We start from the raw sequence: 26,886 nt of genomic DNA, 5'->3' as shown, positions 1-26,886 counted from the left end.
GGTCCTCCCTGTCTGTGTAGTAAGCGGTTCGAGGCGGGGCGCGGCGACCTACTGGCCGCCCTGCCTGTGTGCCGGTTCGGAGCGCCCCCGCTCGTAGCGGCGGATGCGCCGGTAGCCGGTCAGCACGCCGTGCGGGTCCAGGCTCACCTGGTAGCTCGCCAGCAGGCTCATGGTGTCGGGGACCCGGGCCACTTCAAGGACCTCGATCTCCAACTCCCAGCCGTCCTCGGTGCGTTCGAAGGACGACACGGTCTCGGCCGCCATGCCGGTGAGCTCCGCCAGCTGGGCGCGCGCTTCACGCAGCACCTCCATGGGGCCCGGCGCGCCGCCCGCCTCGGTGGTCTTGTCGTCGCCGGGCTCGCGCTCCGACGACGCTTGCGTCTTCTTTGTGTTTGTCATGGCAGCCTCGGTCACCGAGTCTCCACAGTTGCCCGGAACAAACCTCAACTCCCTTGCCGGGTCCGGAGTTTGCGCCGGGCGGGACCGAGCGACCGGCCCCGCCCGAGCAGGTCCTTCCACGGTTCGGTGCGGGCCTGTTCGGCGGCGTTCGTGATGTTCCAGTGCTGGGCGTCGACGGCGGGGGCGCCGAGCTGTCGCCACGTCAGGGGTGTGGCGACGGGGGCGCCCGGCTTGGCGCGCACGGAGTACGGTGCGACGGCCGTCTGGGCGTAGGCGTTGCGCAGTACGTCCAGGAAGAGACGGTCGCCGCGGTCCTTCTTGCGCGGGGCCGTGGTGAGCGCGTCCGGGTGTTCGGCGGCGAGCGTGTCGGCGACCTGGCGCGCGAAGTCCCGCACCTCGTCGAAGTCCTGGCTCCTGTCGAGGGGTACGACGACGTGGACGCCGCGCGAGCCCGTGGTCATCGGGGCGCTGGGCAGGCCCAGGTCGTCCAGCATCTCGTGCATCAGGCGGGCCGCGTCGCGAACGGTCTCGAAGGCGTCGTCGCCCGACGGGTCGAGGTCGAAGACGAGGCGGTCGGGGTGGTCGATGTCGTCGGCGCGCGACAGCCAGCGGTGCAGGGTGAGGGCGGCCTGGTCGACGAGGAAGACCAGGGTGGCGGTGTCGTCGCACACGGTGTGCGTGACCGTGCCGCCCTCCTTCGGCACCTCCGCGCGGTGGATCCAGTCGGGGTAGTGGTCCGGGGTGTCCTTCTGCATGAACCGGGGGCCGTCGAGGCCGTCGGGGTGGCGCTCCAGCATCAGGGGGCGGCCGCGGAGGTGCGGCAGCATGTGGGGGGCGATGGCCCGGTGGTATTCGGCGAGGTCCTTCTTGGTGATGCGGTCCGGCAGCAACACCTTGTCCGGTCGCCGGACGTCGGGGGTACGGGTGTCGGCCATCGGGGCCTCCTTCTGCCTGTTGCACGGCAACGTGGTTGACGCCTCGGGGCTCCGCCCCGGACCCCGCGCCTCAATCGCCGGCGGGGCTCGATTTACTCACCCGCCGCCGAGGCTTGAATGAGTACCGCCGGCGAGGACGCCCAAATGGGAATCCATCGCCGGGGGGCGGGGCAAGTGGGCATCCATCGCCGGGGGCGGGGCAAGTGGGCTCCCATCGCACCGGGGGGCAATCGCCTTCCAGCCCCCGGCGCCTCGGAGACAAACGGCCCCCGTCGCCCCGGAGACAAACGAACCCCATCGGCGGGAGGCGGGCAAAATCGAGCCCCTGCGGCGATTGAGCAGCGGGGTCCGGGGCGGAGCCCCGAGGCGGCGGGCGCGGGGTCATGACGTCACCGCGTGCTCGACCAATAGGGCGACCGCGGCCACGATGCCCGCCGCGTCGATGCCGGCCGCGGCCAACTGTTCCGCCGGGGTGCCGGAACCCGGGATCGTACGGACACCCAACCGGGCCATCCGCGGAGCCGGTTCCGCGTCGGAGAAGGCCTCGGCCACCGCGTCCCCGAGGCCACCCTGCTCCCGGTGGTCCTCCACCGTGAGCAGACACCCGGTGGCCCGCGCGGCATCCCGCAGGGCTCGGCGGTCGACCGGCTTCACGGAGTACAGGTCGATCACCCGGACCGGGATCCCCGCCGCCGCGAGCTCGTCCGCCGCCTTCAGCGCCTCATGGACCGTGACACCCGCCGCGACGACCGTCACCCGGTCACCGTCCCCGGAACGCAGCACCTTGCTGCCGCCCACCGGGAAGTCCTCGTGCGGCGGATAGATCACCGGCGCCGCGCCGCGCGAGGTCCGCAGATAGCGGATGCCGTCCAACTCGGCCATGTGCCCGACGAGTTGGGCCGTCTGGTTGGCATCGCACGGGTAGAGGACCGTGGTGTCGGGGATCGCGCGGAACATCGCCAGGTCCTCGAGGCCCATCTGGGAAGGTCCGTCCTGCCCGATCGCGACACCCGCGTGCGAGCCGACGAGGTTGAGGTCGGCGCCGCTAATGGACGCCATCCGGATGAAGTCGTGCGCGCGGGTCAGGAACGCCGCGAAGGTCCCCGCGTACGGCAGCCAGCCGCGCGCGCTCAACCCCACGCCCGTGGCGACGAGTTGCTGCTCGGCGATGTAGCACTCGCCGTACCGCTCGGGGTGCTCCTTCGCGAACATCTCGGTGCGCGTGGAGTCCCCGACCTCGCCGTCGAGCGCGACGACGTCGCCGCGCGCGGAACCGAGGGCGGTGAGCGCCTGCCCGTAGGCGTCGCGGGTGGCGACCTCGTCGCCGACGTCGAAGCGTGGCAGGTCGAGGCGTCCGCTGCGCACCGCGTGCAGGATGCGCGCGGCGGGCGGCGCCTGCACCGACACGCGGACGCCCCGGTCGCCGCCGAGCTCCTCGACGGCCTCCGCTGCGTCCGGCACCGGCTTGCCGTGCGCGCCCTCACGGTCCTCCACCGCGGCGACGCCCTTGCCCTTGAGGGTGCGCGCGAGGATCACGGTGGGACGGCCGACGGTGGACGCCGCCTCCGCGTACGCGCGGTCGATCTCCGCCACGTCGTGCCCGTCGATGACGATGGTGTGCCAGTCGAAGGCCTTGAAGCGGCGGGCGTAGGCGTCGAGGTCGTGGCCGTGCCGGGTGGGCCCGCGCTGACCGAGCCGGTTGACGTCGACGATCGCGGTGAGGTTGTCGAGCTGCTCGTACCCGGCGTACTCGGCGGCCTCCCACACGGACCCCTCGGCCATCTCACTGTCGCCGCACAGGACGTACACCTGGTAGCCGACCCGGTCGAGGCGCTTGCCCGACCAGGCGATGCCGGCCGCGACGGGGAGCCCCTGGCCGAGCGAGCCGGTGGCCGTCTCGACCCAGGGCAGGCTGCGCGGCGTCGGGTGCCCTTCGAGCCGGCTGCCGAGCTTGCGGAAGGTGAGCAGTTCGGCGTCGTTGAGCGCGCCTGCCGCCTTGTGCGCCGCGTAGAGGAGCGGCGACGCGTGCCCCTTGGAGAGGACGAAGCGGTCGTTGCCGGGGTGGGCGGGGCGGTCGAAGTCGTAGCGGAGGTGACGGCCGAGGAGGACGGCCATCAGGTCGGCCGCGGACATCGACGAGGTGGGATGCCCGGAGCCCGCGGCGTCGGCCGCGCGGACCGAGTCCACCCTCAACTGCTGCCCAAGGGCGTGGAGTTCGCTGTCGCTGTACGTGGTGGTGGTCACGAGGCACCTCCTTGGTCCTGCTGGTCCGCCTTCTGCTTGTCGCCGCTGTCGTCGGGCACCCGCGCCAGCTCCGGCGAGGCCGTGTCGAGCGGCACGGACCAGGAGCGCACGAGGCCCAACTGGACGGCCTGGCGCGGCAGTACGGAGTCGAGCAGCCAGTCAGCGGCGACCCGCACCCGGTTCCCCGGCATCGCGGCCAGGTGGTAGCCGCGGGTGACGGCGCCCGCCAGCGGACCGGAGAGCGGGACACCGAGCGGGTTCGCGGCGGCCTGCACGCCGCCGAGGTCGACGGTGAAGCCGAGGTCCTTGTGCCGGTAGTCGCGGCGCTCGCCCTTGCCGAGGGACGCCGCGACGTTCAGGCCCGCGACGCGCCCCTGCCGCCAGGCGTGCTGCGCGGTCATGGGTGTGTACTCGCCCGGTTTCTCCAGGTCGGGCACGGCGGCCGCGTCGCCGCACGCGAACACCTCGGGGTGTCCGGGCACGTTCAGGTACGGGTCGACGAGCAGCCGGCCGCGTTCCAGCGGCCGCCCGAGTTCGGCGACCAGCGGATCGGGGCGGACGCCGACGCACCACACGAGCGTGCGGGTGTCGACGAACTCGCCGTCGTCGAGGAGGACGCCGTCCTTCGTGGCCTCCTTCACGGAGGTCTTGGGCCGGATCTCGACGCCGCGCCGGCGCAGCACGCTGTCCGCGGTGCGCGAGAGGTGCTGGTCGAGTTCCGGCAGGACACGCGGCGCGAGGTCGAGCAGCATCCAGCGCGGGCGCATGCCGTGGCGCAGCGGCTGCTTCTTCACGAGCGCGTCGGTCAACAGCTGCCCCTGCGCGGCGACTTCGGTGCCGGTGTAGCCGGCGCCGACCACGACGAAGGTGCAGCGGGCCCGGCACTCCTCCGGGCTGTCCGCGGCGGCGGCGAGCTCGATCTGCCGGGTGACGTGGTCGCGCAGGTACAGCGCCTCGGGCATGCCGCGGAAGCCGTGCGCGTGCTCGGCGACGCCCGGCACCGGCAGCAGCTTGTTCACGCTGCCGACGGCGAGGACGAGGCGGTCGTACTCGAGGGTGCCGCGCCCGCCCTCCGGGTCGGTGTAGGAGACGACCTTCGCGTCGAGGTCCACGCCGTCGGCCTCGCCGAGCACGAGCCGTGCGTGCGGCAGCGTCCCCGACAGCGACACGGTCACCCGGCGCGGTTCGAGCGTGCCCGCGGCCACCTGCGGCAACAGCGGCAGATACAGAAAGTAGTCGGTGGGATTGAGCAGGGTGACATCGGCGGTGTCGCGGGCCACCCGCGTCAGCATGCGGGCGGCCCGGTATCCGGCGAAGCCGGCACCGACGACCACGACTCGGGATCGGCTCACGGTGCTCACGCTCCAGGCGTCGGGGGTCCGGTCGGCATCGGCGGCGCGGTGGGCACCGGGGGCCGCCCCGGCCGCGCCACGCTGCGCAGCGCGTACGCCGCGACGCCGAGCACCACGGCCACCACCAGGGCCGCGCCCCAGTCCGGCATGCCGAGGGCGAGGACGAGCCCGAGCGCGAGCGCCACGGCCGCCCCCGCGTACAGCGCGGCGACGCCGGCTCCCGCGTACAGGGCGGCCCTGCGGCGCTGCGCCCGCACGGTCGCGGTGAACTCCTCGCGGAGCGTCTCGCGCACGGCGTGCGTGACCCGTCCGGCCAGCTCGTCGGTCAGCTGCTCGTTGATGTGTTCGCCCATGCGTTCCATGCGCGCCGGGTACCCGGGCGCCGCCTCGCGTAACGACGGCCGATGGGTCCGCTTCCGTGAAACGATCACGCGCTCCCGGCCCCTCCGACTAGGCTCCTCCCCATGGAAATCCTGGGAACCACGCTGCGCGTCTGCGTCGAGGACCTGGAGTCCTCGGTCACGTTCTACGAGAACCTCACGGGCAGCAGAGCGCTGCGGTTCGAGCGCGGCGGGGTCTCCGTGGCCGCGGTCGGCTGCTTCCTCCTGATGAGCGGACCCAGGGCCGAGATCGACGTGCTGCGCAAGGTCGCTGCGACGATCGCGGTCGCCGATGTCGAGGAGGCCGCGATGCTGCTCACCGCCTCCGGCGCCAAGGTCATCGCGGGCCCTGTGCCGAGCCCCGCGGGCCGCAATCTGATCGCGATGCACCCCGACGGCTCGGTCTTCGAGTACGTCGACCGCCAGGCGCAGCCCGAGGAACCCGCCGCGCAGGCCTGACCGCGGGCCCGGCACGTATCCTCGCCCGGGGCACGACGGGCGAAGGACGGTGCACGTGGCGGGCAGCACGGCGGGGTCGGACGAGGGGCGCCAGGGGAAGGCGTCCCTGAGCGCGCAGGCGCGGGAGGCGGTGCGGCAGCGCATCGTGGACCGCCGCTACCCGATGGGCGCGCGGCTCGTGGAGCGGGAGGTCGCCGAGGAACTGCGGATGTCGCGGGTCCCGGTGCGGGAGGCGCTGCGGGCGCTCGTCGCGGAGGGCCTCCTCGAACTGCTGCCGCGCAGCGGGGTGCGGGTGCGCCGCCTGGAGCGGACCGATGTGCGGCATCTGTACGAGGTGTGGGAGCCGCTCGCCGTGCAGGCCTCGCGGCTCGCGGCGCGGGCGCTCACCGCGCAGGACCCGCCGTCCCTGGACGCGCTGCGCGCCTGCCTCGACCGGGCGGAGCGGGCGGCCGCGGCCGACGAGGGCACGCGCGAGGTGGCCGCGCACACCGAGTTCCACGAGGAGATCGTCGCGCTCGGCGGAAATCCGCTGCTCGCCCGCACGATGGAGCAGCTGAGCTGGCAGTTGCAGCTGCTGTTCGGGCTGCGCGAGGAGCCGGCCCACATGCGCGCGCAGCACGCGGACATCTTCCGGCACATCGCGGCGGGCGACGAGGAGCTGGCGGTGGCGAGCACGCTGCTGCACGTCAGGGACAGCCGGACGGTGGCCCTGCGGTCGCTGTTCGGCGACACCACTTTGTATACCGAGAGCGAGTAGCACTCAAGGCTCCCCTCACTCCCCTCGTACGCAAACAGGGCATTCACCTACATAGGCATGGGCTCCCTTGTCGGGCGCCCCTTGTTGGTATACAAAAAGGCGGGCCAGCTGATCCTCGTAGAAGCCCTCCTGGAGCCCCCATGTGCGTCGAGCCCGCCGAGCCCCCGTCCAGCCGACTGACCCGTCGCGGCGTCCTCGCCGCGTCCGCCGCGCTCGCGGGCACCGCGGCCGCCCTCGGCTCCGGCGCGTCCCCGGCCTCCGCCGCACCCCGCCGCCCGGCCACCGCGCCCCGCGCCGGTGACCTGGTCGTCGACGGCGGCACCCTGCTCGACCCGGCCACCGGCGAGGTCACCGAGGACGCGGTCGTCGTGATCCGTGACGGCGTGGTGCGCGCGGCCGGTGCCCGGGGCCGCGTGGAGGTCCCCGGCGACGTCGAGCGCCTCGACGCGCACGGCCGTTGGGTACTGCCCGGGCTCGTCGACGCGCACATCCACCTCAACACCGCGACCGAGGCCCTCGACGCGGTCCGCAAGGGCGCCACCAGCGCGCGCAGCGGCTCCACGAACTTCTACCAGGACATCGCCGTACGGGAGTTGGCCCGCCAGGCCCCCGAACTCGCGCCCCGCCTGAAGGCGGCCGGCATCTTCGTCACGCCCGACCTCGGCGACACGGTGCTCGGCGACCCGGACCTCACCCCGCTGGCCCGCCTCAAGGGCGGCGTGCAGTCCGCCGAGGCGCTGCGCCGCGTCGTCGAGGTGAACCTCAAGCGCGGCGCCGACGTCATCAAGACCCGCGTCAACCCGCGTGCGGGGCTCGCCGAGCAGGACCCGCTGGAGCAGGTCTACTCGCGCGAGCAGCTGTCCGTGATCGTCGCGGCCGCGGGGCGCTCCGGCAAGGGCGTGCTCTGCCACAGCTACAGCGAGAAGGGCTGCGACGACGCGGTCCGCGCGGGCATCCGCTCCCTGGAGCACGGCGCGTACGTCAGTGAGCGCACGCTGGCCGAGATGCGCCGCCGCGGCACGTTCTTCACGCCGACCCTCGGCGCCATCGCCGGCATGATCGGCTCCGACGACCCGGTCCTCGACGAGCGCGGCCGCACCTACCTGCCGCTGCTCAAGAAGGCGGCCCTCGCCGCGCACGAGATGGGTGTCCCGCTGGCCGCGGGCACGGACTCCTCCGGCGGCACCGTCGACCCGATCGGCGGCGAGATCGAGCTGATGCGCTCGGCGGGCCTCAGCGCGCTCGACGCGATCCGCACGGCCACCACCGGCGCGGCGAAGCTGCTCGGCCTGGAGAGCACCGTGGGCCGCCTCGCGCGCGGCTTCGCGGGCGACGTGCTGCTCGTCGACGGCGATCCGCTGGGCGATGTGTCCGTGCTCAAGAAGCCGGCGGGTGTGGTGCGTTCGGGCATCGCGATCTGATCGGCGCACCCCTTCACCTTTCTCTCGGCTTCCCCCTCGAACTCGAACGAAGGAGAACGGCATGACTCCTCCCCTGTCCCGACGCGGTGTGCTCGCGGGTGCGGCCTCGATCGGAGGTGCGGCCCTGGGAGCGACGGCGACTCAGGCGCAGGCTCAGACGCAGGCCGCGGAGCCGCGCAAGCCCGGCAGGGCGGTCGTGTTCCGCGACGTGCGCCCCTTCGGCGCCCGGGAGTCCGCGGATCTGACCGTGGTCGACGGGAAGTTCACGGACGGCCCCGCGCCCGCCCACGCGAAGATCGTCGACGGCGGCGGCCGGATCGCCCTGCCGTCGCTCGTGGACGCGCACATCCACCCGGACAAGACGACCTGGGGCAGCGACTGGATCTCGCGGAAGCCGGCGGACGGCATCGCCGACTACTGCGAGCAGGACGTCGAGGTGTTCCGTACGCAGAAGCGGTCGGTCGGCGAGCGGGCGTACGGCCTGATGGCGCACGCCGTGACCCGCGGCACCCGGGCGATGCGGGCGCACGCGGACGTGGCGCCCGCCTATGGTCTCGCCGGGATCGAGGGGGTCGCGCAGGCGCGGGACCGGCTCGCGGACGCGCTCGACGTGCAGATCGTGGGGTTCCCGCAGCACGGCGTCGTACGGACGCCGGGCACCGCCGAACTGCTGAAGGCGGCGGCGCGGGACGGGCTCGTCGACATGGTCGGCGGCATCGACCCGATCAGCTTCGACAACGCCATGGACGAGCAGCTCGACCTGCTCTTCGGCCTCGCGGACCGGTACGGCATCGGTGTGGACATCCACCTCCACGACCGCGACGAGAAGGGCACGAAGGTGCTGCGCGGCATCATCGAGCGCACGCGGGCGCTGTCGCTGCGCGGCAAGGTGACGGTGAGTCACGTCTTCTGCCTGCCGCTCCTGAAGGACGCCGAACTGGCTTCGATGGCCGAGGACTTGTCCGACCTGGACATCGCGCTGACCACGGTCGCGCCGAGCGCGGAGCTCGTCCTGCCGATCGCCAAGCTGAAGGAGCACGGGGTGCGGGTCGGGCTCGGCTCGGACGGGGTCCGGGACTCCTGGAGCCCGTTCGGCAACGCGGACATGTTGCACCGTGCGCACATCCTCGGCTGGGTCACCGACATCCGCCTCGACGACGAGCTGACGGCTTGTTACGCGGCGGGGGCGCACGGTGGGGCGGATGTCATGGGGCTGCCCCGGGTGGAGTTCGAGCCGGGCGATCCGGCGGACTTCGTGCTGGTGCGCGGGGAGGGCGTTCCGCAGGTGGTGGTGGACATGCCGCAGCGGGATGTGGTGGTTCACCGGGGCCACGTGGTGGCACGCAACGGGGACCTGGTCTAGCCACCGGTGGCGTGGGGGCCGTCCGCCCCCACGCCACGGGGCTCCGCCCTGGCCCCCGCGCAGCCGGGCCCAGCCCGCTAGCCCGCGGCAGGCGGTCGCATGCGGAAGTCGTACCGGGCCGGCACCGGGTCCCCCGGCGGAGCCACCCGTTGCCACACCTCGCTCAGCGTCTCCGCGCCCTCGCGCAGGTCCGCCACCTCGAACCCCTCGTCGAAGATGGCGCGGGCAGCACCCACGTCGCCCTCCGCGCACAGCAGTTGCGCCTCGATCAAGCGGAAGCGTCCCCGCTCCCGCGTGGCCGGATGCAACCGGTCCCACACCCCTCGCGCCTCCGCGACCCGCCCCACCGCGAGCAACACTCCGATCGCCTCCCGGCCGAGGGCCCCGCACGCGGCGCGCCACGGCTCCCCGTCGTCGCGCCGCTCCGCGCACAGGTCGTCGAAGGCATCGACGTAACGGTCCGCGGCCCGCTCCGTGTTGCCGTCCGCCGCGTCCGCCACGGCGAGGCAGCGCAGGAACGGCCAGAGCGAGGGCGCCAGTTCGAGCCCGCGCTCCCAACTGCGTACGGCCTGCGCCCGATCCCCCGCGTGCCACTGCGCGACGCCCAGGTGGTACTCGGACTGCGGGCGCGCGGGCGCCGTCTCCAGCATGTCCCGCCAGGGCGGGGCGACCAGGGACGGTCCGGGCGGGCCCACCCGCCGCTGCTCCGGGAAGGCACCCGTCTCGAGCAGCGCACGCCACGGCGCCTGCGCCTCGCCGAGCGTCGACTCCTCGAACGGCGTCCCCGGCAACTTCCAGCCCGCGCGCAGCACTTCGAGCGCACCCCACCCGGACCCGACCGCGAGCCGCTCCCCCGGCTCCGTGTCGGCGCAGACCCGCCACGCCTCGTACGCGGCGTCGACATCGGCGCGCGGAAGCACGCCCTCGAGGCGCCGCTCCACTTCGTCGACCGCGCGGCCCCAACTCCCGCCCCCGTGCACGGTTTCCGCGTCCGCGGCCAGCGGCCCGTACGCCTCCAGCCAACTGAACTCGCCCTCCGACTCCAGGCGTACGTGCTCCAACTGCGTGCGCGCGAGCCCCGCCTGGATCTCGCAGTAGCCGCCCGTGCCGGGCTCGGTCAGCCACTCCTGCCAGCGCCGCCCGCCCGTCCCCGCACCCCACACGAACAGCTTCCGGCCGCGCAGCAGATCCGTCGACGTCTGCACGAGGCCGTGCCCGGCGTCGTCGAGCGCGGCGATCCAGCGGCGCCGCCCGTCCTCGACCTCGTAGAAGTAGTCGGCGGGGAACTCGCTGCCCCGCGGATACGTGCGGTCGGCTCCCCCGAACTCCGGCACGGGTACGCGGCTCAGCGTCCGCTCGTACGCGAAGTACCAGGCCTCCTCGGCGGGCGCGAGCACCCGGCGCTCCTCGGGCACCGCGATGTTGGACCACCAGTAGGTGGGCGCGGGCTTCTCGTGCGGATTGCGGATCCGTACGCCGACGTAGAGGAAGTCGGAGCCGTCCGGGAGCCACAGGTCGACCTGGAACGGGAGGTCGCGCAGGCGTTCCCACTCCCACAGGCGCAGCATCTCGCCGCCGTCGGGCGCGGGCACGCGCGCGGCGTGCAGGGGTGCGCAGGACAGGGCGGTGTGGCCGGTCGCGCCGATGTTCCACTCGATGCCGCCGGAGAACCAGGCGCCGTTGAGCGCGAAGTCGGCGGGCTGGAACACCGGGTTGCGGTACAGGAGTTCGCGTTCGGTCGGCTTGTGGAAGAGGGAGGCGACGCGGCCTCCGAGGCCCGGGAGCACCGTCGCCCGCAGCCGGTCGTTCTCGATCACGATCGTGTCGAGGTCGACCGGCGCGCGGTCGCGCCCGTACCCGTCGCGGATCCGCTCGGGCAGCACGCTGCGCAGCGGCCGGTAGCCGACCTGCCGGGCCATGTCGAGCGGCATGTCCTCCTTGGCGCGCTCGTCGACCTCGTGCATCTCGTCGAGTGGTCGCAGTGGCGGCAGCGGATTGTCCGGGCCCAGGGGCACGCCCGGCAGGGTCAGTACCGCACGGCGGATCTCGGTCACGTGTGCCTCCCGTCGCCAGGGGCGCGGCCCGCCCCGATGACCATGGAACATGGTCCTGCGGGAGCTGAACAGGGTGGCCTCCGGTCAGGATTGCGCAAAGCCGGGCAGCGGCGGCGGCCCCGGGCGCCGCAATATTCCGTGGGCGTCCCGTCCGCCTCCCCGTACGCTGGCTCTTTCCGCCCTTCGCCGCGCCAGGCCGGCAGGCAGTACGTACGCCCGAGGAGACCGCACCACCATGGCCGAGAGCCACACCTACCGAGTCATCGTCCGCGCCGCCTTCGAAGGCCTCACCGACGCGGCGCGCGAGCGGCTGCTCGCCGAGGTCGCCGAGCACGAGGGCATCGCCGGCATGAAGTTCGGCCCGGAGGGCTCGCTCGCCTACGACCGCACGCTCAAGCACTTCTCCATGCGCTACGTCGTCGAGTCCGACCCCGACGACGGCGAGGAGATGGCCGGGGCGCTCGCCGAGGAGAAGGCGGAGGCGTACCTGAAGGAGCGCGGGTACGGGCACGGGGAGCTGCGCTCGACGGTGACCGACATGGACACCATGAAGATCAACCGGAAGTCGCGCCGCTAGTCGGTCGCCTGCCTCGTCATCTCGGCCGTGAGGGCCCAGCGCTCGTGGTCGCGCCAGGCACCGTCGATGTGGAGGAAGTCCGGCGAGAGGCCCTCCAGGCGGAATCCGGCCCGGCGGGCGAGCGCGATCGACGCCGTGTTGCCGGGCTGCACATTGATCTCCAGACGGTGCAGGCCCAGGGGCCCGAACGCCTGCCGGACGACGAGGCCGAGCCCCTCGGACATCAGTCCGCGCCCGGCCGCGTGCGCGAAGGCGCCGTAGCCGAGGGCGCCGCAGCGGAAGGCCCCGAGCACCACGTTGTTGATGTTGATGAACCCGGCGAGGGAACCCGCGCCGCTCGCCCCGCCGTCCCGCTCGTACACCAGGAAGCCGTGCCGGGTCGGGTCCTCGATGAGCCGCCCCGCGTACTCGGTGTAGGCGGCGGCACCGGTGGGCGGGAACAGCCAGGGCCGGTGCAGCTCGACGCTCTCGCGGGCGCGTGCCGTGAACTCGGCGACGTCGGGGTCGGCGAGGGAGTAGGGGCGGATGCCCACGCGAGTGCCCGTGGCGAGAAAGTCCGGTGCGGAAGAGTCCGGAGCGGGAGAGTCCGGAGCGGGTAGGTCGGCCATCGGATCAGCTTAGGAAGCGGTCGCCCAGCTCTTTCACTTGCGTCTGCGTGACACGAAGTAGCCGCCGCAGATCGCGCCGATCACCGCCGTGATCAGCAGCGCCAGGTACAGCGGCACGGTGACCTCGGGGATCAGCAGCCGGATCTTCACGTGCCGGGTGTTCTCGAAGATGAAGACCAGGCCGAGGACGGCGAGGACGAGCACGCCGATCCTGGCCGGGGTGAACGCGCCGGAGCCGCCGCTCTTCGAGGAGCTCGAACCGCCCTTGGGGCTCATCGGTGGACCCTTCCGTCGTTCCCCCGGAGGCCGGTCGCCGCCTCCCCTGCCAAGGATGACCGGGGAAGCGGCGCGAACGCACAGGTCAGGGGCCCGTACGGGTGATGACTCGGGGACGGCTAGGGGACGGCTAAGGGACGACGGGCAGCTGCACCGTCCCGGTGTCGCCCGGGGCGCTGGTCACGGTGACCGGCTTGATCCCCTTGTTGCCGCCGTACGCGTCGTCGCTCGCGGCGATCACGAACCGGATCCGGTGGCCCTTCTCGTAGCGGTGCACGATCCCGGGGAGGGAGACCGTGAAGGGGCGCGTGACGTCGGGCACGCGGACCGGGGCGACGAGCCGGTGCACCAGCGTCTTCGAGCCGTCGGGCGCCACGTCGTACAGCTTCGCGAAGAGCACCAGCTTGTCGGCCGCGTCGCCGGAGTTCTGCACGCGTTCCGTCTTCGGCGAGATCACCTTGAGCGTCGCCTTCGGGGCGCCGACGACATCGGTGGCGGCGGTCAGCGGCTCGGTGGTCCAGTCGAGGTACGTGCCCTTGGTGTCGTACGGGGCCGGGTCGGACAGGCCGATGAGGCCGGCGAGCGAGGACTCGGAGTGGCTGGTCGGGACGAGCCAGTTGCGGTACTCGCGGCTGCCGCGGGCGACCTTCTTCCGGTTGTCGACGAGCTTTCCGTCGCCGGAGAGGTACAGCGTGCGGTTCAGCGCGGGGACGCTCGGCGCGGTCGCGTACGTCCCGTTCGGGTCGGCGATCCAGTCGCGGTAGTAGGCGAACGCGGGCCCGGTGTCGGTGCCGTCCTTCTTGTGCAGGTAGCGGTCGAACCAGGACAGGATGCGGCGTCCTGTGTAGCTGGTCTCCAGGTTGCCCTCGGAGAGGTTGAGTTCACCGGCGGCCGGGTCGGTGAGGCCGCCGCTGTGGCCCCAGGACTGCCAGATCATCTTGGCGGCCGTGCCCTGCGCGGCGAGCGTGTCGTACGTCGCCTGCGCCTCGTTCAGGTTGAACAGCGAGTCGGCCTGCCCCTGCACGAGCAGCGTCGGCGCCTTCACCTGCTTCAGGTACGAGACCGGGGACACGCTGCGGGCGTACGAGAGGAGCCGCTGGGTCTCGGCGGCCGGGTAGCGGCCGGAGTTGAGCGTGCGGATGGTGGCGCAGGCGTCGTCGACGAAGTGCAGACAGCTGAGCTTGTTGATCCGGGACGGGTCGAGGGACGGGGAGAGCAGCGGCTGGCCCTCGCCGATGAGGTAGAACCCGTTGGTCCACTGCCACTTGAAGGCGCCGGGGACGTCGGCGGCCGCCGGGCCCCGCGCGTTCTGCGGGTCCAGGGAGTACGCGAGGTCGTTCCAGGTGATCAGCGGGACGAGCGCGTCGACGCGGTGGTCGACGGCGGCCGTGGCCAGCTGGATGGCGCCGCCGTAGGAGCCGCCGATCATGCCGACGCGGGGGTCGCCCTTCTTGTCGGCGGTGACGTAGTCGATCTTCGTGCCGTCGTCGGCGGCGCGGGTGCCGGCGAGGAGGTCGATGAGGGCGGAGGCGGCCTTGCCGTCGATGCGCGGATCGTCGAGCGACACCAGGCAGCCGGACTTGCCGAAGCCGAGGCCGGAGTAGGCGAGCGCGACGTAGCCGCGCTGGGCGAAGGCCCGCGCCGTGTCACCGGTGCCGTCCGACTTGCTGCCGCCGAAGCCGTTCGTGGTCAGGACGGCGGGGGCGGGGTGCGCGGCGTCGACGCCGGCGGGGCGGTAGAGGTCGGCGTCGACGGTGCAGGTCCGCTCCGCCGTGCGGACGGTGATCTTCAGGGGGGTCGCCGTGATCTCGGGGGCGTCTGCGGCGGATGCGGATGCGGTGGCGGGTGCGGCCAATGTGGCTGCGGCGATGACGGTCAGGGCGGCGGCGAGCGTGATGCGGGATCTGGGCACGGCGACCTCCACGGTGTGCCTTACCGGCGGGTAACGGTAAGCGCGGAGCCATCGTGTGGCACGTGTCATCAGGGGGCAAGAACCGTGCCGGGTGAATTTCCGTCCCACGCCACGGGGTTCAAAAGATCGGGGCTCCGCCCCGCACCCCGCTCCTCAATCGCCGCAGGGGCTGAAAAAGATCGGGGCTCCGCCCCGGACCCCGCTGCTCAATCGCCGCAGGGGCTTGATTTGCCCACCCATCGGCGGGGCTTGATGTGCCGGTGCAGGCCGAGGCCGTCTCGCCTTGGGCAATCTGCCGCCTTGGGCGGCAGGGTGGGCAAGGCGGCGCCCGGTGCCGCGCAACACGACGGGGGCCCGGCCACGTGTTACCGAAGCGCGGGCACGTCCAGCGTCAACGTGCCGGCGGCGGCGTCCAGTTCACCCGCCACCCCCAGCGGCAGCGTGAGCGCCCCGTCGCAGTGCCCGAACCCGAAGTCCTCCACCACCGGAACCCCGAGCCCGCCCAACCGATCCTCCAGCAGCCCGCGCAGCGGGTCACAGTCCGCCCAGGAACCCAGCAGAATCCCGGCCACCCCGTCCAGCCACCCCGCACGCAGCAGCTGCGTCAGATACCGGTCGACCCGGTACGCCTCCTCCCCCACGTCCTCCAGACACAGCAACCCACCCCGCGCCGAGTCCCTCGCCCCCACCGCCCCGAGGTCCGCCGCGAGCAGCGAAAGACAGCCGCCCAGCGTGACACCTCGCGCCACCCCGGGCACCAGAACCCCACCCCCGCCCTCCACCGCGGAGACCACCCGCACCGTCTCCGGCTCGAACAGCGTCGCCCGCAGGTGCTCCTGGGCCCGCGGATTCTTGAGGAAGTCGGCCGTGGCGACCATCGGCCCGTGCAGCGTGCTCACCCCGAGCCGCACCGCGAACGCCTCGTGCAGGGCGGTGATGTCGCTGTACCCGACGAACACCTTGGGCGGCGCCGCCCGCATCGCCTCCCAGTCGAGCAGGTCGACCATGCGCTGCGCCCCGTACCCGCCACGCGCGCACAACACCCCGTCGACGTCCGGATCGCACCAGGCCCGCTGGAGGTCGGCCGCCCGGTCGGCGTCCGAGCCGGCCAAGTAGTCGAACTCGCCGTGCACGTCGAGGACATGAGGCATCACGACCGGTTCCAGGTCCCAGCCGCGCAGGATGTCGAGGCCGGTCTGCAGCGCCTCCTCGGGGACCGGCCCGCTGGGCGCGACGACGGCGACCCGCGCGCCCGGAGCCATCCGCTCCGGGCGGCGCAGTGGCCTCACTTGGTCAGCTCGAGGGTGGGGACGCCGTCCGGCTGGAGGCCGAACGCCTGGGCGTACAGCGAGAGTTCCGCCTCCAGAGCGCGGATCATCGTGTCCGCCCGGCGGAACCCGTGGCCCTCGCCCTCGAACGCGATGTACGCGTGCGGCACCCGCCGCCCCTCGCTCTCCACCCGCTCCAGGAACCGCTCGCACTGGACGGGCGGACAGATCACGTCGTCGAGGCCCTGGAGCAGCAGGAACGGGACCGAGAGCCGGTCGGCGTGCTCGGCCGGCGAGCGCTCCGCGTAGCGCGCGGGCACCTCGGCGAGCGGCCCGACCAGCGATTCCAGGTACCGGGACTCGAAGTCGTGGGTCTCCCCCTCGGCCCAGCCGGTGAGGTCGAGGATGGGGTAGATGATCGTGCCGCAGGCGTAGACGTCCGTGCTGGTCAAGGATGCCGCGCTGGTCCAGCCGCCGGCGCTGCCGCCGCGGATGGCGAGCCGCTCGCGGTCGGCGGTGCCCTCATCGGCGAGGGCGAGGGCGACGGCCGCGCAGTCCTCGACGTCGACGACTCCCCACTGCTCGCGCAGCCGGTTGCGGTACTCCCGCCCGTAGCCGGTCGAGCCCCCGTAGTTGACCTCGGCGACGCCGATGCCGCGCGAGGTGAAGTAGGCGATCTCCAGGTCGAGTACGAGGGGCGCGTGGCTGGTGGGGCCGCCGTGTGCCCACACGACGTACGGCGGGAGCTCGCCGTCGGTGGCCACGTGGGTGGGGCTGTGCGGCGGGTAGATGTGGGCGTGGACGTCCCGCCCGTCGGGGCCGGCGAACGTACGGATCTGGGGTTCCGGGTAGTACGCGGGGTCGACCGGGTCGTCGTGCGCGGCGCCGATCACGCGGGTGTGCCCGGTGCCGGTGTCGAGCTCGACGACCTCGGGCGCGGTGCGCGGGCTCGCGGCGACGCCGACGACGCGGCTGCCGTGCACGGCGAGCGTCGACGACCAGGCCGTCCAGGGCCCCGCCGTGTCGACGACCTCGCCGGTCTCCGGGTCGAGGATGCCGAGCGCGGTGGCGCCGACGCCGTGCACGACGGCGATCAGGCCGGCCTCCAGCGGCTTGAACCAGCTCAGGCCGAGCTTCCACATCGGCCCGCCGAACTCCTCGTCGCGGGCGCACAGCGGCCGGGCCGCGGCGAGCGTCGGCCGGGCGAGGGAGCCCTGCGGGGTCGTGGGTACGGACAGCGCGGGGGCGCCGCGCAGATCGGCGCCCAGGGACCGCCGCGCCTCCCCGGGCGGGACCTCCCACCCGCCGCGCACGTCGAGCCGGTACAGGTTCCACCAGCCGCTGCGGTCACTGGAGAACAGCAGTCCCCCGTCGTCCGCCCACTCGACCTGGCAGACGGACTCCTCGACGCCGCCCGCGACGGTCTGCGTCGGGCCGAAGGTGCCGTCGTCGGTGACCTCCGCGAGCAGCAGTTCCGTGCCGTCCCAGGGCATGCGCGGGTGGTCCCAGGCGATCCACGCGGCGCGCCGCCCGTCGGGCGAGAGCCGGGCGGTCGTGACGAACCGGTGGGCGTCGTCGGAGAGTTCGCGCACCGCCGCGCGGTCCTCGGCCGCCGAGCCGTCGAGCGGCACGGCCGCGACCAGGCGGCGCAGGTCGCCGGGGCCCTCGCCGGTGAACTCCTCCAAGACGCACCACACTTCGCCGCGCTCGATGTGCAGTTGCGGGTCGACCCAGCGCAGTCCGCCACCGATGTCGGACACGGGCGTGAGCGGGCGCGGCTCGGCGCCCGGGGCGTCGGGCTCGTACGCGTACAGGCGCTGGTCGGCGAAGTTCACGAAGACGACGAGGGGCCCGCGGTCGCCCTCGGGGCGCTCCGCCCCGGCCCAGGGGCGGCCGCCGTACTCGATGACGCGGCTGCGGACGTTCCACGGCGCGGGCAGGACCGAGCGCTCCGTGCCGTCGGCGAGGCGGCGCACCAGGGCGCGGCGGCCCGCCTCGGTGGGCCGGGGCTCGGTCCACCAGGCCTCGGCGCCGACGAAGCCGACGTATTCGGGCTGTCCGTCGTGCGCCGCCGCCAGTGCGGCGTCGATCGGCGACGGCCAGGATCCGTACTCTCGCGTGTGCAGCATGTCGTCCCCGCCCCGCATTTGTCCGGTGGCCCCCATGTTCTTCGCGTCCGCCATCATTTCCTAGTCCGTGTCACCGCGGGTGTTTCCACTGATCCGTGCGGGCGGCTCAGGCCGTGCGCAGGAATCTGTCGAGCACGCGCACTCCGAAGTGCAGCGCCTCGACCGGAACGCGCTCGTCGACGCCGTGGAACAGCGCCTGGTAGTCGAAGCCCTCGGGCAGCTTGAGCGGGGCGAAGCCGTAGCCGGTGATGCCGAGGCGGGAGAACTGCTTGGCGTCCGTGCCGCCCGACATGCAGTACGGGACGACGTGGCCCTCGGGGGCGAACTCCTCCACGGCCGCGCGCATCCGCGCGTAGGTCGGCGAGTCGACCGGTGCCTGGAGGGCGACCTCGCGGTGGTGGTACTCCCAGTCGACGTCGGGCCCGGTGAGCTTGTCGAGGGTGGCCTTGAACTCGTCCTCGCCGCCCGGCAGATAGCGGCCGTCGACGTGCGCCGTGGCGTCCCCCGGAATCACGTTGATCTTGTAACCGGCGGACAGCATCGTCGGGTTGGCGCTGTTGCGCACCGTCGGCTCGACGAGGGCCGCGGCCGGGCCGAGCGCCGCGAGCAGCGCGTCCACGTCGAAGTCCGGCGCGTCCACGTCGGCCCCGATGCCGTACAGCGCGGCCATCTCGGTGAGCGCGGCGCGCACCGTCGGCGTGAGCCGCACCGGCCACTCGTGCGCGTCGATGCGGGCGATCGCGGCGGCGAGCCGGCCCACCGCGTTGGCCTTGTTGACCTTGGATCCGTGGCCCGCCTTGCCGCGCGCGGTGAGCTTCAGCCAGCCGGTGCCCCGCTCGCCCGCCGCGATCGGGTACAGCTGCCTGCCGCCGCCGTCGTGGAAGGTGAAGGCGCCGGACTCGCTGATGCCCTCCGTGCAGCCCTCGAAGAGGTCGGGGTGCTGGTCGGCGAGGAAGCCCGAGCCGTCCTCCGCGCTGGCCTCCTCGTCGGCGGTGAAGGCGATGACGATGTCCCGGCGCGGCCGGAACCCGACGCGCGCCCACTGGCGTACGGTCGCCAGGATCATCGCGTCCATGTTCTTCATGTCGACCGCGCCGCGGCCCCATACGACGCCGTCGCGCACTTCGCCGGAGAACGGGTCGACGCTCCAGTCGGCGGCCTCGGCGGGCACGACGTCCAGGTGGCCGTGGACGAGCAGCGCCTCGGCCGTGGGGTCGGTGCCCTCGATGCGGGCGACGACATTGCCGCGTCCTGCCGTGCGCTCCAGGATCGTCGGCTTCAGACCGGCCTCGGAGAGCTTCTCGGCGGCGTACTCGGCGGCGGGCCGCTCCTGGCAGTCGCCTCCGCCGCGGTTCGTGGTGTCGATGCGGATCAGCTCGGAGGTGAAGGTCACGACCTCGTCGAGCGCCTGTTGGTCCACGGTCCCGAGGGATGCCGCGCTGCGGTCCTGCTCAGCCATACTGTTCCTCCACCGCGGCCGAGGCGATCGTGGTGACCGCCTTGAAGGTGCGGATGCCCTCGTACATGGTCTCGTGCGTGTAGGCGATCCTGCGCTCGCCGATGCGCGTCACGCCCGGCACGACGGTCGACGCCATGGCGAGGTGCTCGGCGTCGAACTCCACCTGGATCGTGAACGGGCCGCCCTGAACCGGCTCGTGGCGGACCGCGATGGACGCGGCGTCCTTGGCGGCGGCCCGGATGTCGGCGGCGGTCCGCGCGGGGGTGCGGCACACCGCCGCGTACCGGGAGACGTGGTCCTTGACGGCGACCTTGCGGGCCTCGGGCGCGTACCCGAGCGCGTCGTCGCACGCGTGGTCGTCGCCGGTGACGAGGACGACGGGCACGCCGTACTCGGCCACCACGTGTGCGTTCAGCAGGCCCTCGCTCGCCCGTACGTCGTTGACCCAGACGCCCGTGATCTGGTTCGCCAGGTAGGTGTGCGCGAGCACACCCTCCATGCCCGCGCCCGCGTGGTAGCCGATGAACGCGATGCCGTCGACGTCGCCGTGCTGGACTCCCTCCACCATGGACAGCGACTTGTGCCGCCCGGTGAGCATCTGCACCCGCTCGTCGAGCTGTTCGAGCAGCAGGTTGCGCATCGTCCAGTGCGCCTCGTTGATCAGCACCTCGTCGGCGCCGCCGTCGAAGAAGCCGAGCGCCGCCGCGTTCACGTCCGACGTGAACATGGACCGGCAGCGCTCCCACTGCGGTGTGCCGGGGAGGACGTCCGCGGGCCAGGTGACGCCCGTGGCCCCCTCCATGTCGGCGCTGATGAGGATCTTCATGGCCAGAACCGTACGCGGATCCGGCCAGGCCGCACCAGACCTGTGGATAACTCCCAGCGGTCTAGACCAATTTCCCACCCGAAGAGCGGAGTTCTCGCTCGTCAGCGCGTTGCGGAGCGACGCGAGGAGTCGCTCGGCGAATCGCTCGGGGAGTCAGCCCGCCCGTCCCACCACCAGCCAGGTCGACGGCAGCTCGATGCGCCCGCCGTCGGGCGAGAAGTCCGTCGTCACGAGCGGCAGCTCGCCCGCCGCGAGCACCGAGAGCCCCGCCGACGCCACGTACCCGGGCACCGCGTCGTCGGAGACCTCGCCGGGCGCGATCCCGTGCGAGAACACCTCGCCCAGTTTGGGCGGCGGCCCCGAGGGGCCTGCCGCGAGCTCCTCCAGGATCGGCCGCGCCCGTTCCGACAGCTCGACCACGAAGCCGCGCCCGCGCTCGCCGACGAGCGCCGCGATGGCGTCGACCAGCCGCTGCCGGTCGGTGGGCTCGCTCTGGTGCAGCACGCCTCGCATATAGACGTTGACGTCGCCCAACTCGGCGTGCAGGAAGCCCATCTGGTCGTTGTCGGTGGCGTCCAGCTCCCGGTAGTCGGCCTGTCCCGCGGGATCGGACTCGCGGGCCCGGCCGAGGGCGGCCGCCGACAGGTCGGCGCCGACGACTCTCGGGTAGCGGTCGGCGAGGAAGCGGGTCTGTGTCCCGTTTCCGCAGCCGAGGTCCACCATCGGCAGATCGGGAGCGGCCAACTCGGGCTCGAACAGGGCGAGATGGAGCCCCGCCGTCAGTGCGGGCTCCGAGTCCCAGAAGACCCCGCCCGGCTCCGCCGACGCGTCCTCCCAGAAACTCTCCCACGCTTCCCTGTAGCGCTCGCTCACGCTCATGGAACCCTCCCCAGGGTGCGGCAGCCGAAGTGTCAGATCGGTCTACCGCTCCGGGCCGCGCCCCACAAGCACGCCGTACGCACCTTCACCGGGACGACGCGGAAAGTTCGAACCACACGGTCTTTCCCGTCGCGGTGCGGCTCGTGCCCCACGCGCGCGAGAGCCGCGCCACCACGCGCAGCCCCCGTCCGAACTCGTCGCCGGGTCCCGCGTTGAGCAGCGTCGGCAGCGCGTGCTCGGTGTCCTCGACCTCGCACAGCAGCGTCCCTGAGCGCACCAGGCGCAGCTGCACGGGGCCGCCGCGCGCATAGCACACGGCGTTCGTGACGAGTTCGCTCACGATCAGTTCGGCGGTGTCGGCGATGCCCAACAGGCCCCACCGTCCCAGCTGTTCGGTCACGAGGGCACGCGCGCGTGGCACCTCGGCGGGCTCCGGGTCGAACGTCCAGTGGGCCACGTCCTCGCGCTCGAACCCGTTGAGCCGGGCCAGCAGCAGCGCCACGTCGTCCTTGCGGCCGCCCCTGGTGGCCAGCGAGCGGATGATGGTGTCGCAGGCGTCGTCCATGGAGGCGGCCGGGTGGGCGGCGGACTCGCAGAGCGTCGCGAGCCCCACACCGATGTCCTCGCCGCGCACCTCGACCAGGCCGTCCGTGCACATCACCAGGCGGTCACCGGGCGCGACCGGGACCCGTACGGACTCGAAGGGCACGCCACCGACGCCGATCGGCGCGCCCGTGGGCAGTTCGAGGAGTTCGCTGCCGCCGTCGGCCGCGCGTACGAGGACCGGCGGGATGTGCCCGGCGTTGGCGAGGTGCAGCTCGCCCGCGATGGGGTCGTAGACGGCGTAGAGGCAGGTGGCGAGGTAGTTGTCGCCGAGGCGCTGCGCCAGGTCGTCGAGGTTGCGCAGGAGCTGGGCGGGCGGCAGGTCGAGGGCCGCCATCGTCTGCACGGCGGTGCGCAACTGGCCCATCATCGCCGCCGAGTTGAGGCCGTGGCCCATCACGTCGCCGACGACCAGCGCCGTGCGCGCGCCGGGCAGCTTGATGGAGTCGAACCAGTCGCCGCCGACCCGCCCGAGCAGTGTGCCCGGCAGGTAGCGGGTGGCGATGTCGCAGCCCGGCATGTGCGGATCGATCTGCGGCAGCATGCTGTCCTGGAGCGTCTCGGCGACAGCCTCCTGGTACGTGTACATGCGCGCGTTGTCGAGCACGAGGCCCGCGCGGGCGGCCAGTTCGGCGCCGGTGGCGCGGTCCATGTCGTTGAAGACGGGGCGCTCCTGGTGGCGGAGCAGGATCATGAAGCCGAGGACGACGTTGCGCGCCTTGAGCGGCACCACCAGCATCGAGCGGTGGTTGATGAGCGGGCGGATGTCCCGCTTCTCGAACTGCGACGCGATCGCGTTGCCCATCTCCTCCGAGATGTACGGCACGAGGACCGGGTCGCCGCTGGTCATGCACTGGAAGAACGGGGTGTGCACCGGGAACGGCATGGACTCGCCGACCGGTACGACATCGTCCCAGCGGCCCGGTTCGTCGGTGTGCTCCAGGGCGACGCGGTGCCACATGGTGGTGGCGTCGGGCGCGCCCTCGGGGAAGCCCTCGCCTGCGACGACCTGTTCGCGCAGGTACGTGCCCGCCACGTCGGTGAAGCGCGGGACGACGGCGCGGCTGACCTCGACGATGGTGCGGGAGAGGTCGAGGGAGGAACCGATGCGTCCGCTCACCTCGTTGAGGAATTCGAGGCGGTCGCGCACGGCCGCGTACTCGAGGTCCTCGGCGGTGTCGGCGTCGTCGAGCGGGGTGCGCGGGGACGGCACGCCGAGGGCCGTGGCGCGGGCGGCCTCCGCGCGGCGCGCCTTGCGCTCGGTGCGCCGGGAGACGCCCCAGTCCGCGGTGACGGGGACCCGGTCGTGCTGACTGAACTCCAGGACCGGGTAGCCGAGTTCGAGCACCTGGGACACGATCCGGGCGCTCTCGGAGACGCTCATGCTCGGCAGGATCTCGGGCAGCTTGCGGGCGAGCTCGTCGGCCGCCGGGAAGTCCGTGTGCAGCGCGAAGGCGGGGGCGATCCGCTCGACCTCCGGCCCCGCGTCGCCGCCGAGTTGGCGGGCGTCGGCGGCGAGGACGAGCAGCCGCTCGGGGCCCGGGCCCACCAGGGGGTACGCCCACCACAGGACGTCGATACGGTCGCGGGGTTCCGCGCTGGTGTCGAGGCGGGCGCGGCCCGCGGCGGGGTAGGACAGCTGGCCGCCGAGGGATTCCTCCAAGTCGTGCGGGGCGGGGCCCTCTTGAGGGAGTGCGCCGGTGACCGGCAGCAGGTCGGCGGCGGGGCGGCCCACCGCGTCCTCCTTGGGCGGGCCGAAGAGGCGGCGGGCGCCGCTGCTCCAGTGCGAGACGCGGCCCGCGTGGTCGATGACCACGACGGCAAGCGGGACGCGGCCCTGCGGGGCTTGACCGGTGCCGTGCATCGCCGCGTTCCTTTCCTCCCGCGCGCCGGGGGTGCGCGCCGCCTCTTTCCACGGTACGGCTCCGCCGGTTGACGGGTGGCTTCTTGGCGGTAATTGCCTTGCGGCGCTTGACTTCCCCGGTTGCGGCCACCCGTCCCCCGCCCCGGGGCTCCGCCCCAGCCCCCGCGCCTCAATCGCCGGCGGGGCTGGATTTGCCGAACCGGCGTTACGGCCTCGGGGCTCCGCCCCGGACCCCGCTGCTCAAACGCCGCAGGGGCTTGATTTGCCCACCCGCCCCCTCCAGGGGCGTCGGCCTCACGGGGTGCCGCCCCCGGCTTGGGCACTCGCCGTCGAACCGGCTCCCCACCCGTCACGGTCGGCCCCACCACCTCGGGCAACCCGCCGCCAGAACGGCTCCCCACCCGTTGCGGTCGGCCGTTACCGACTTGGGCAATCTGCCGCCTAGGGCGGCAGGGTGGGCAAGGCGGCCCCCGGTGCCGCGTGCTCAGGGCGGCGGGCTCCGGCCACGGGACGGCCGGTCAGTCCTCGTGGCCCAGTTGGAGGTCGCGGTCCGTGCGGGTGCCGCCTGCCACCTGGAGGACCGTCGCGACCGGAGGGTAGCCCGCGGCGATCACCGTGTACTCGCCGGAGGCCAGGTCCAGGAAGCGGAACGTGCCGTCCGGGCCGGTCGTCATGGTGTCCACCACGTTGCCCGCCACATCGAGGAGCGTGACGCGCGCGTCCTCCACCGGCCGGCCACCACCCGCCCGCACTGTCCCCCGCAGCATCGCCCCGCCCGCCAGCTCCACGTCCTGACGGGTCTCACGGGAGGCCATCACCGTGACCGGCATCGCGGCCGGCCGGAACGCCGGGGCGCTGGCGGCCAGGGTGTACTCCCCCGCCACCAACTCCGTGATGACATAGGAGCCTTCGCGGCCGCTGCGGGTGGTCGCGACCACCTCGCCGTGCACGTTCGTGAGCGTGACGATCGCCTCGCGCACGGGAGTGCCGTCGGCCGTCAGCACCGAACCGGCCAGGCGTCCCGCGCCGCCGAGCACCACGTCCAGGTCGACCGGCCGCTCGCCCACCGTGACCGTCACCGCCTGCGGCTGGTGGCCGCCCGCCGCCGCGATCAGGACGTACGAACCCGTGCCCGGCGTCGCGAGCGCGTAGCGGCCGTCGTCGCCGCTCGCGCCGCGGCCGATCTGGGAGCCGCCCACGTCGATGAGGGTGAGCGCGGCGCGCGGCACCGGCGTGCCGTCGGAGTGCCGTACGGTCCCGGAGACCGGGACCCCGGCGGCGTACGCGGAGGCGCGCTCCTGCGCGGGGACGGCATGGGTGTCGGAGCCGACGGAAGCGGCGGAACTGGACAAGAGCGGGGTCTCCTTGAGGAAGAAGGCGAGGAGCAGGCCCAGGACGAGGACCGGCACCAAGTAGAGGAAGATCCGGGGCATCGCGTCGGCGTACGCCTCGATGTACGGGGTGCGCAGCGCGGCGGGCATCGCGTGCACGAGCTGCGGGGTGATGGACTCGGCGTCGGGCAGGCCCTGCCCGGTGGTGGGCACCCGGTCGGCGAGGGAGTCGGTGAGCCGGTCGGCGAAGAGCGTGCCGAAGATCGCGGCGCCGACGCTGCCGCCGATCTGCCGGAAGTAGTTGTTGGCGCTGGTCGCGGTGCCGAGGTCCGATGCGCTTACGGAGTTCTGCACGGCGAGGACCAGGACCGGCATGATCAGGCCGATGCCCGCGCCGAGGACGGCCATGTAGACGCTGTATTCGAGGCGGGGGGTGTCGACTTCGAGGCGGGAGAGGAGGTACATGCCCGCCGTCGACAGGGCGCCGCCGAGGATCGGGTACAGCTTGTACTTGCCCGTGTGGCTGATGAGTTGGCCGGAGACGATGGAGGCCACCACCACTCCGCCCATCATCGGGAGCATCAGCAGTCCCGACTCGGTCGCCGACGCCCCGTCGACCATCTGCAGGAACGTCGGCAGATAGCTCGCCGCGCCGAACAGCGCGACGCCGACGACCATGCCGACGAGGCCGCTGATGTTGAACACGGAGTCGCGGAACAGCCGCAGCGGGATGAGGGGTTCGGCGGCGAACTTCTCCGCGAGGAGGAACAGGAGCGTCGAGGCGAGGGCGCCCGCGCCGAGCCCGATGATGACGCGGTCGCCCCACTCGTACTCGGTGCCGCCCCAACTGGTCAGCAGGACCAGGCAGGTTGAGGCCGACGCCAGCAACAGGGCGCCGAGCACGTCGAGTCGGGGCTTCTTCGTGGGCTTGGGGAGCTTGAGGACGACGGCCGTCACGGCGAGGGTGAGCAGGCCGAACGGGACGTTGATGTAGAAGCACCAGCGCCAGGAGAGGTGGTCGGTGAAGTAGCCGCCGAGCAGCGGGCCCGCGACCGAGGCGAGGCCGAACGCGGCGCCGATCAGGCCCATGTAGCGGCCGCGTTCGCGGGGCGGCACGATGTCGCCGATGATCGCCTGTACGCCGATCATGAGGCCGCCCGCGCCGACGCCCTGGAGGGCGCGGAACGCGATGAGCTGGTCCATCGTCTGGGCGCGGCCCGCGAGCGCGGAGCCGATGATGAAGACGACGATCGCGAACTGGAAGACGCCCTTGCGGCCGAAGAGGTCGCCGAGCTTTCCGTAGATCGGCAGGCCGACGGTGGAGGTCAGCAGGTAGGCGGTGATCGCCCAGGACATCTTGTCCAGGCCGTGCAGTTCGCCGACGATGCGGGGCAGCGCGGTGGCGACGATCATCTGCTCGAGGGCGGCGAGCAGCAGCGCCAGCATCAGGCCGACGAAGACCATGCGCACGCGGCGCGGGCTGAGCCCGTGCGCGCCGGGCAACTCGGCGGGCTCCGCGGGCCGTTGCGGCTCCGGCGGGAGGTCGGGCGGGGCCACCGGCTCCCCGACCGGATCGGTCACCAGCGTCACCGTGCCCACCTGCAGCTCCCCTCGTCACCCTTGCGCGGCCATTTCTCGCATTACGCGACAACTGGGGGCAAGCGCGACGAGTCGCTGTTCAGGTGGGCCGGATCGACGTATCCGCCGGTGGGAGCCCTACGGCGTACAACGGTGGCAAAACGAAAACCACTCGAAACGGTGAGCGGCGGACCGGTGCGCGAGCGTCACAA

Annotated in this window: 21 protein-coding genes; 5 read left to right on the top strand and 16 right to left on the bottom strand. The window is 72.8% G+C overall.

Translation table 11 applies throughout. The features are described from left to right. Nucleotides 1-48: 48 nt before the first annotated feature. The 5 genes from ACZ7L4_RS09475 to ACZ7L4_RS09455 form a co-directional block, all read right to left on the bottom strand. Nucleotides 49-399, bottom strand: a complete 351-nt coding sequence (locus tag ACZ7L4_RS09475) for a gas vesicle protein GvpO (protein WP_422472312.1) — start codon at nucleotides 397-399, stop codon at nucleotides 49-51. A 44-nt stretch (nucleotides 400-443) separates the two neighbouring features. Beyond that, nucleotides 444-1,334 (bottom strand): non-homologous end-joining DNA ligase, encoded by an 891-nt coding sequence (gene ligD, locus ACZ7L4_RS09470; RefSeq protein ID WP_472101149.1) that lies wholly within the window; start codon nucleotides 1,332-1,334, stop codon nucleotides 444-446. 381 nt (nucleotides 1,335-1,715) lie between these two features. Next, nucleotides 1,716-3,578 (bottom strand): transketolase, encoded by a 1,863-nt coding sequence (locus ACZ7L4_RS09465; protein ID WP_472101148.1) that lies wholly within the window; start codon nucleotides 3,576-3,578, stop codon nucleotides 1,716-1,718. Then, a complete protein-coding gene (locus ACZ7L4_RS09460; protein WP_472101147.1) occupies nucleotides 3,575-4,930 on the bottom strand; it encodes an NAD(P)/FAD-dependent oxidoreductase in 1,356 nt (451 codons plus the stop codon). The genes ACZ7L4_RS09465 and ACZ7L4_RS09460 overlap by 4 nt, the downstream gene beginning before the upstream one ends. 5 nt (nucleotides 4,931-4,935) lie before the next feature. Beyond that, on the bottom strand, nucleotides 4,936-5,292 hold the full coding sequence (locus ACZ7L4_RS09455; RefSeq protein WP_472101146.1) for a phage holin family protein: 357 nt from the start codon (nucleotides 5,290-5,292) through the stop codon (nucleotides 4,936-4,938). A gap of 102 nt (nucleotides 5,293-5,394) precedes the next feature. On the opposite strand from ACZ7L4_RS09455, the gene ACZ7L4_RS09450 reads away from it, so the two are divergent. From ACZ7L4_RS09450 to ACZ7L4_RS09435, 4 genes are all read left to right on the top strand, one after another. Next, the gene (locus tag ACZ7L4_RS09450; protein ID WP_450817476.1) at nucleotides 5,395-5,769 is read left to right on the top strand and encodes a VOC family protein; all 375 of its coding nucleotides are present in this window, start codon (nucleotides 5,395-5,397) and stop codon (nucleotides 5,767-5,769) included. Nucleotides 5,770-5,824: 55 nt separating this feature from the next. Next, nucleotides 5,825-6,526: a GntR family transcriptional regulator gene (locus tag ACZ7L4_RS09445; protein ID WP_472101145.1), complete on the top strand. Its 702-nt coding sequence runs from the start codon at nucleotides 5,825-5,827 to the stop codon at nucleotides 6,524-6,526. Between the two features lie 140 nt (nucleotides 6,527-6,666). Beyond that, a complete protein-coding gene (locus ACZ7L4_RS09440) occupies nucleotides 6,667-7,947 on the top strand; it encodes an amidohydrolase family protein (protein WP_472101144.1) in 1,281 nt (426 codons plus the stop codon). A gap of 61 nt (nucleotides 7,948-8,008) precedes the next feature. After that, on the top strand, nucleotides 8,009-9,310 hold the full coding sequence (locus tag ACZ7L4_RS09435) for an amidohydrolase (protein ID WP_472101143.1): 1,302 nt from the start codon (nucleotides 8,009-8,011) through the stop codon (nucleotides 9,308-9,310). Nucleotides 9,311-9,387: 77 nt separating this feature from the next. Here ACZ7L4_RS09435 and ACZ7L4_RS09430 read toward each other — a convergent pair whose 3' ends face one another. Then, nucleotides 9,388-11,364: a DUF5107 domain-containing protein gene (locus ACZ7L4_RS09430; RefSeq protein WP_472101142.1), complete on the bottom strand. Its 1,977-nt coding sequence runs from the start codon at nucleotides 11,362-11,364 to the stop codon at nucleotides 9,388-9,390. Nucleotides 11,365-11,599: 235 nt separating this feature from the next. Between ACZ7L4_RS09430 and ACZ7L4_RS09425 the strand changes: the two genes are divergently transcribed. After that, entirely contained in the window at nucleotides 11,600-11,941 is a 342-nt protein-coding gene (locus tag ACZ7L4_RS09425) for a DUF6204 family protein (protein ID WP_472101141.1), read from the top strand. On the opposite strand, the gene ACZ7L4_RS09420 is transcribed toward ACZ7L4_RS09425, so the two are convergent. The 10 genes from ACZ7L4_RS09420 to ACZ7L4_RS09375 all read right to left on the bottom strand — a co-directional run bounded on the left by ACZ7L4_RS09420 (nucleotide 11,938) and on the right by ACZ7L4_RS09375 (nucleotide 26,695). After that, a complete protein-coding gene (locus tag ACZ7L4_RS09420) occupies nucleotides 11,938-12,549 on the bottom strand; it encodes a GNAT family N-acetyltransferase (RefSeq protein ID WP_472101140.1) in 612 nt (203 codons plus the stop codon). The genes ACZ7L4_RS09425 and ACZ7L4_RS09420 overlap by 4 nt on opposite strands. Nucleotides 12,550-12,582: 33 nt before the next feature. Continuing rightward, nucleotides 12,583-12,825: a LapA family protein gene (locus ACZ7L4_RS09415; RefSeq protein WP_425827773.1), complete on the bottom strand. Its 243-nt coding sequence runs from the start codon at nucleotides 12,823-12,825 to the stop codon at nucleotides 12,583-12,585. Between the two features lie 130 nt (nucleotides 12,826-12,955). Beyond that, nucleotides 12,956-14,737: a CocE/NonD family hydrolase gene (locus ACZ7L4_RS09410; RefSeq protein ID WP_472101139.1), complete on the bottom strand. Its 1,782-nt coding sequence runs from the start codon at nucleotides 14,735-14,737 to the stop codon at nucleotides 12,956-12,958. A 365-nt stretch (nucleotides 14,738-15,102) separates the two neighbouring features. Beyond that, nucleotides 15,103-16,026: a S66 peptidase family protein gene (locus ACZ7L4_RS09405; protein WP_472101138.1), complete on the bottom strand. Its 924-nt coding sequence runs from the start codon at nucleotides 16,024-16,026 to the stop codon at nucleotides 15,103-15,105. After that, complete coding sequence (locus ACZ7L4_RS09400) at nucleotides 16,023-18,134, bottom strand: LpqB family beta-propeller domain-containing protein (RefSeq protein WP_472101137.1); 2,112 nt, start codon at nucleotides 18,132-18,134, stop codon at nucleotides 16,023-16,025. Before ACZ7L4_RS09400 ends, ACZ7L4_RS09405 begins: the two co-directional genes overlap by 4 nt. Nucleotides 18,135-18,240: 106 nt before the next feature. Continuing rightward, nucleotides 18,241-19,593, bottom strand: a complete 1,353-nt coding sequence (locus ACZ7L4_RS09395) for a M20/M25/M40 family metallo-hydrolase (protein ID WP_472101136.1) — start codon at nucleotides 19,591-19,593, stop codon at nucleotides 18,241-18,243. Continuing rightward, nucleotides 19,586-20,419: a M55 family metallopeptidase gene (locus ACZ7L4_RS09390; protein WP_472101135.1), complete on the bottom strand. Its 834-nt coding sequence runs from the start codon at nucleotides 20,417-20,419 to the stop codon at nucleotides 19,586-19,588. Before ACZ7L4_RS09390 ends, ACZ7L4_RS09395 begins: the two co-directional genes overlap by 8 nt. A 153-nt stretch (nucleotides 20,420-20,572) precedes the next feature. After that, complete coding sequence (locus ACZ7L4_RS09385) at nucleotides 20,573-21,298, bottom strand: class I SAM-dependent methyltransferase (protein WP_472101134.1); 726 nt, start codon at nucleotides 21,296-21,298, stop codon at nucleotides 20,573-20,575. 85 nt (nucleotides 21,299-21,383) lie between these two features. Then, a complete protein-coding gene (locus tag ACZ7L4_RS09380; protein ID WP_472101132.1) occupies nucleotides 21,384-23,765 on the bottom strand; it encodes an ATP-binding SpoIIE family protein phosphatase in 2,382 nt (793 codons plus the stop codon). A gap of 518 nt (nucleotides 23,766-24,283) precedes the next feature. Then, complete coding sequence (locus ACZ7L4_RS09375; RefSeq protein ID WP_472101130.1) at nucleotides 24,284-26,695, bottom strand: MFS transporter; 2,412 nt, start codon at nucleotides 26,693-26,695, stop codon at nucleotides 24,284-24,286. Between the last annotated feature and the right edge of the window lie 191 nt (nucleotides 26,696-26,886).

The sequence above is a fragment of the Streptomyces sp. NPDC107575 genome, assembly GCF_055657265.1.
This window is presented reverse-complemented; position numbering and strand designations above follow the sequence as displayed.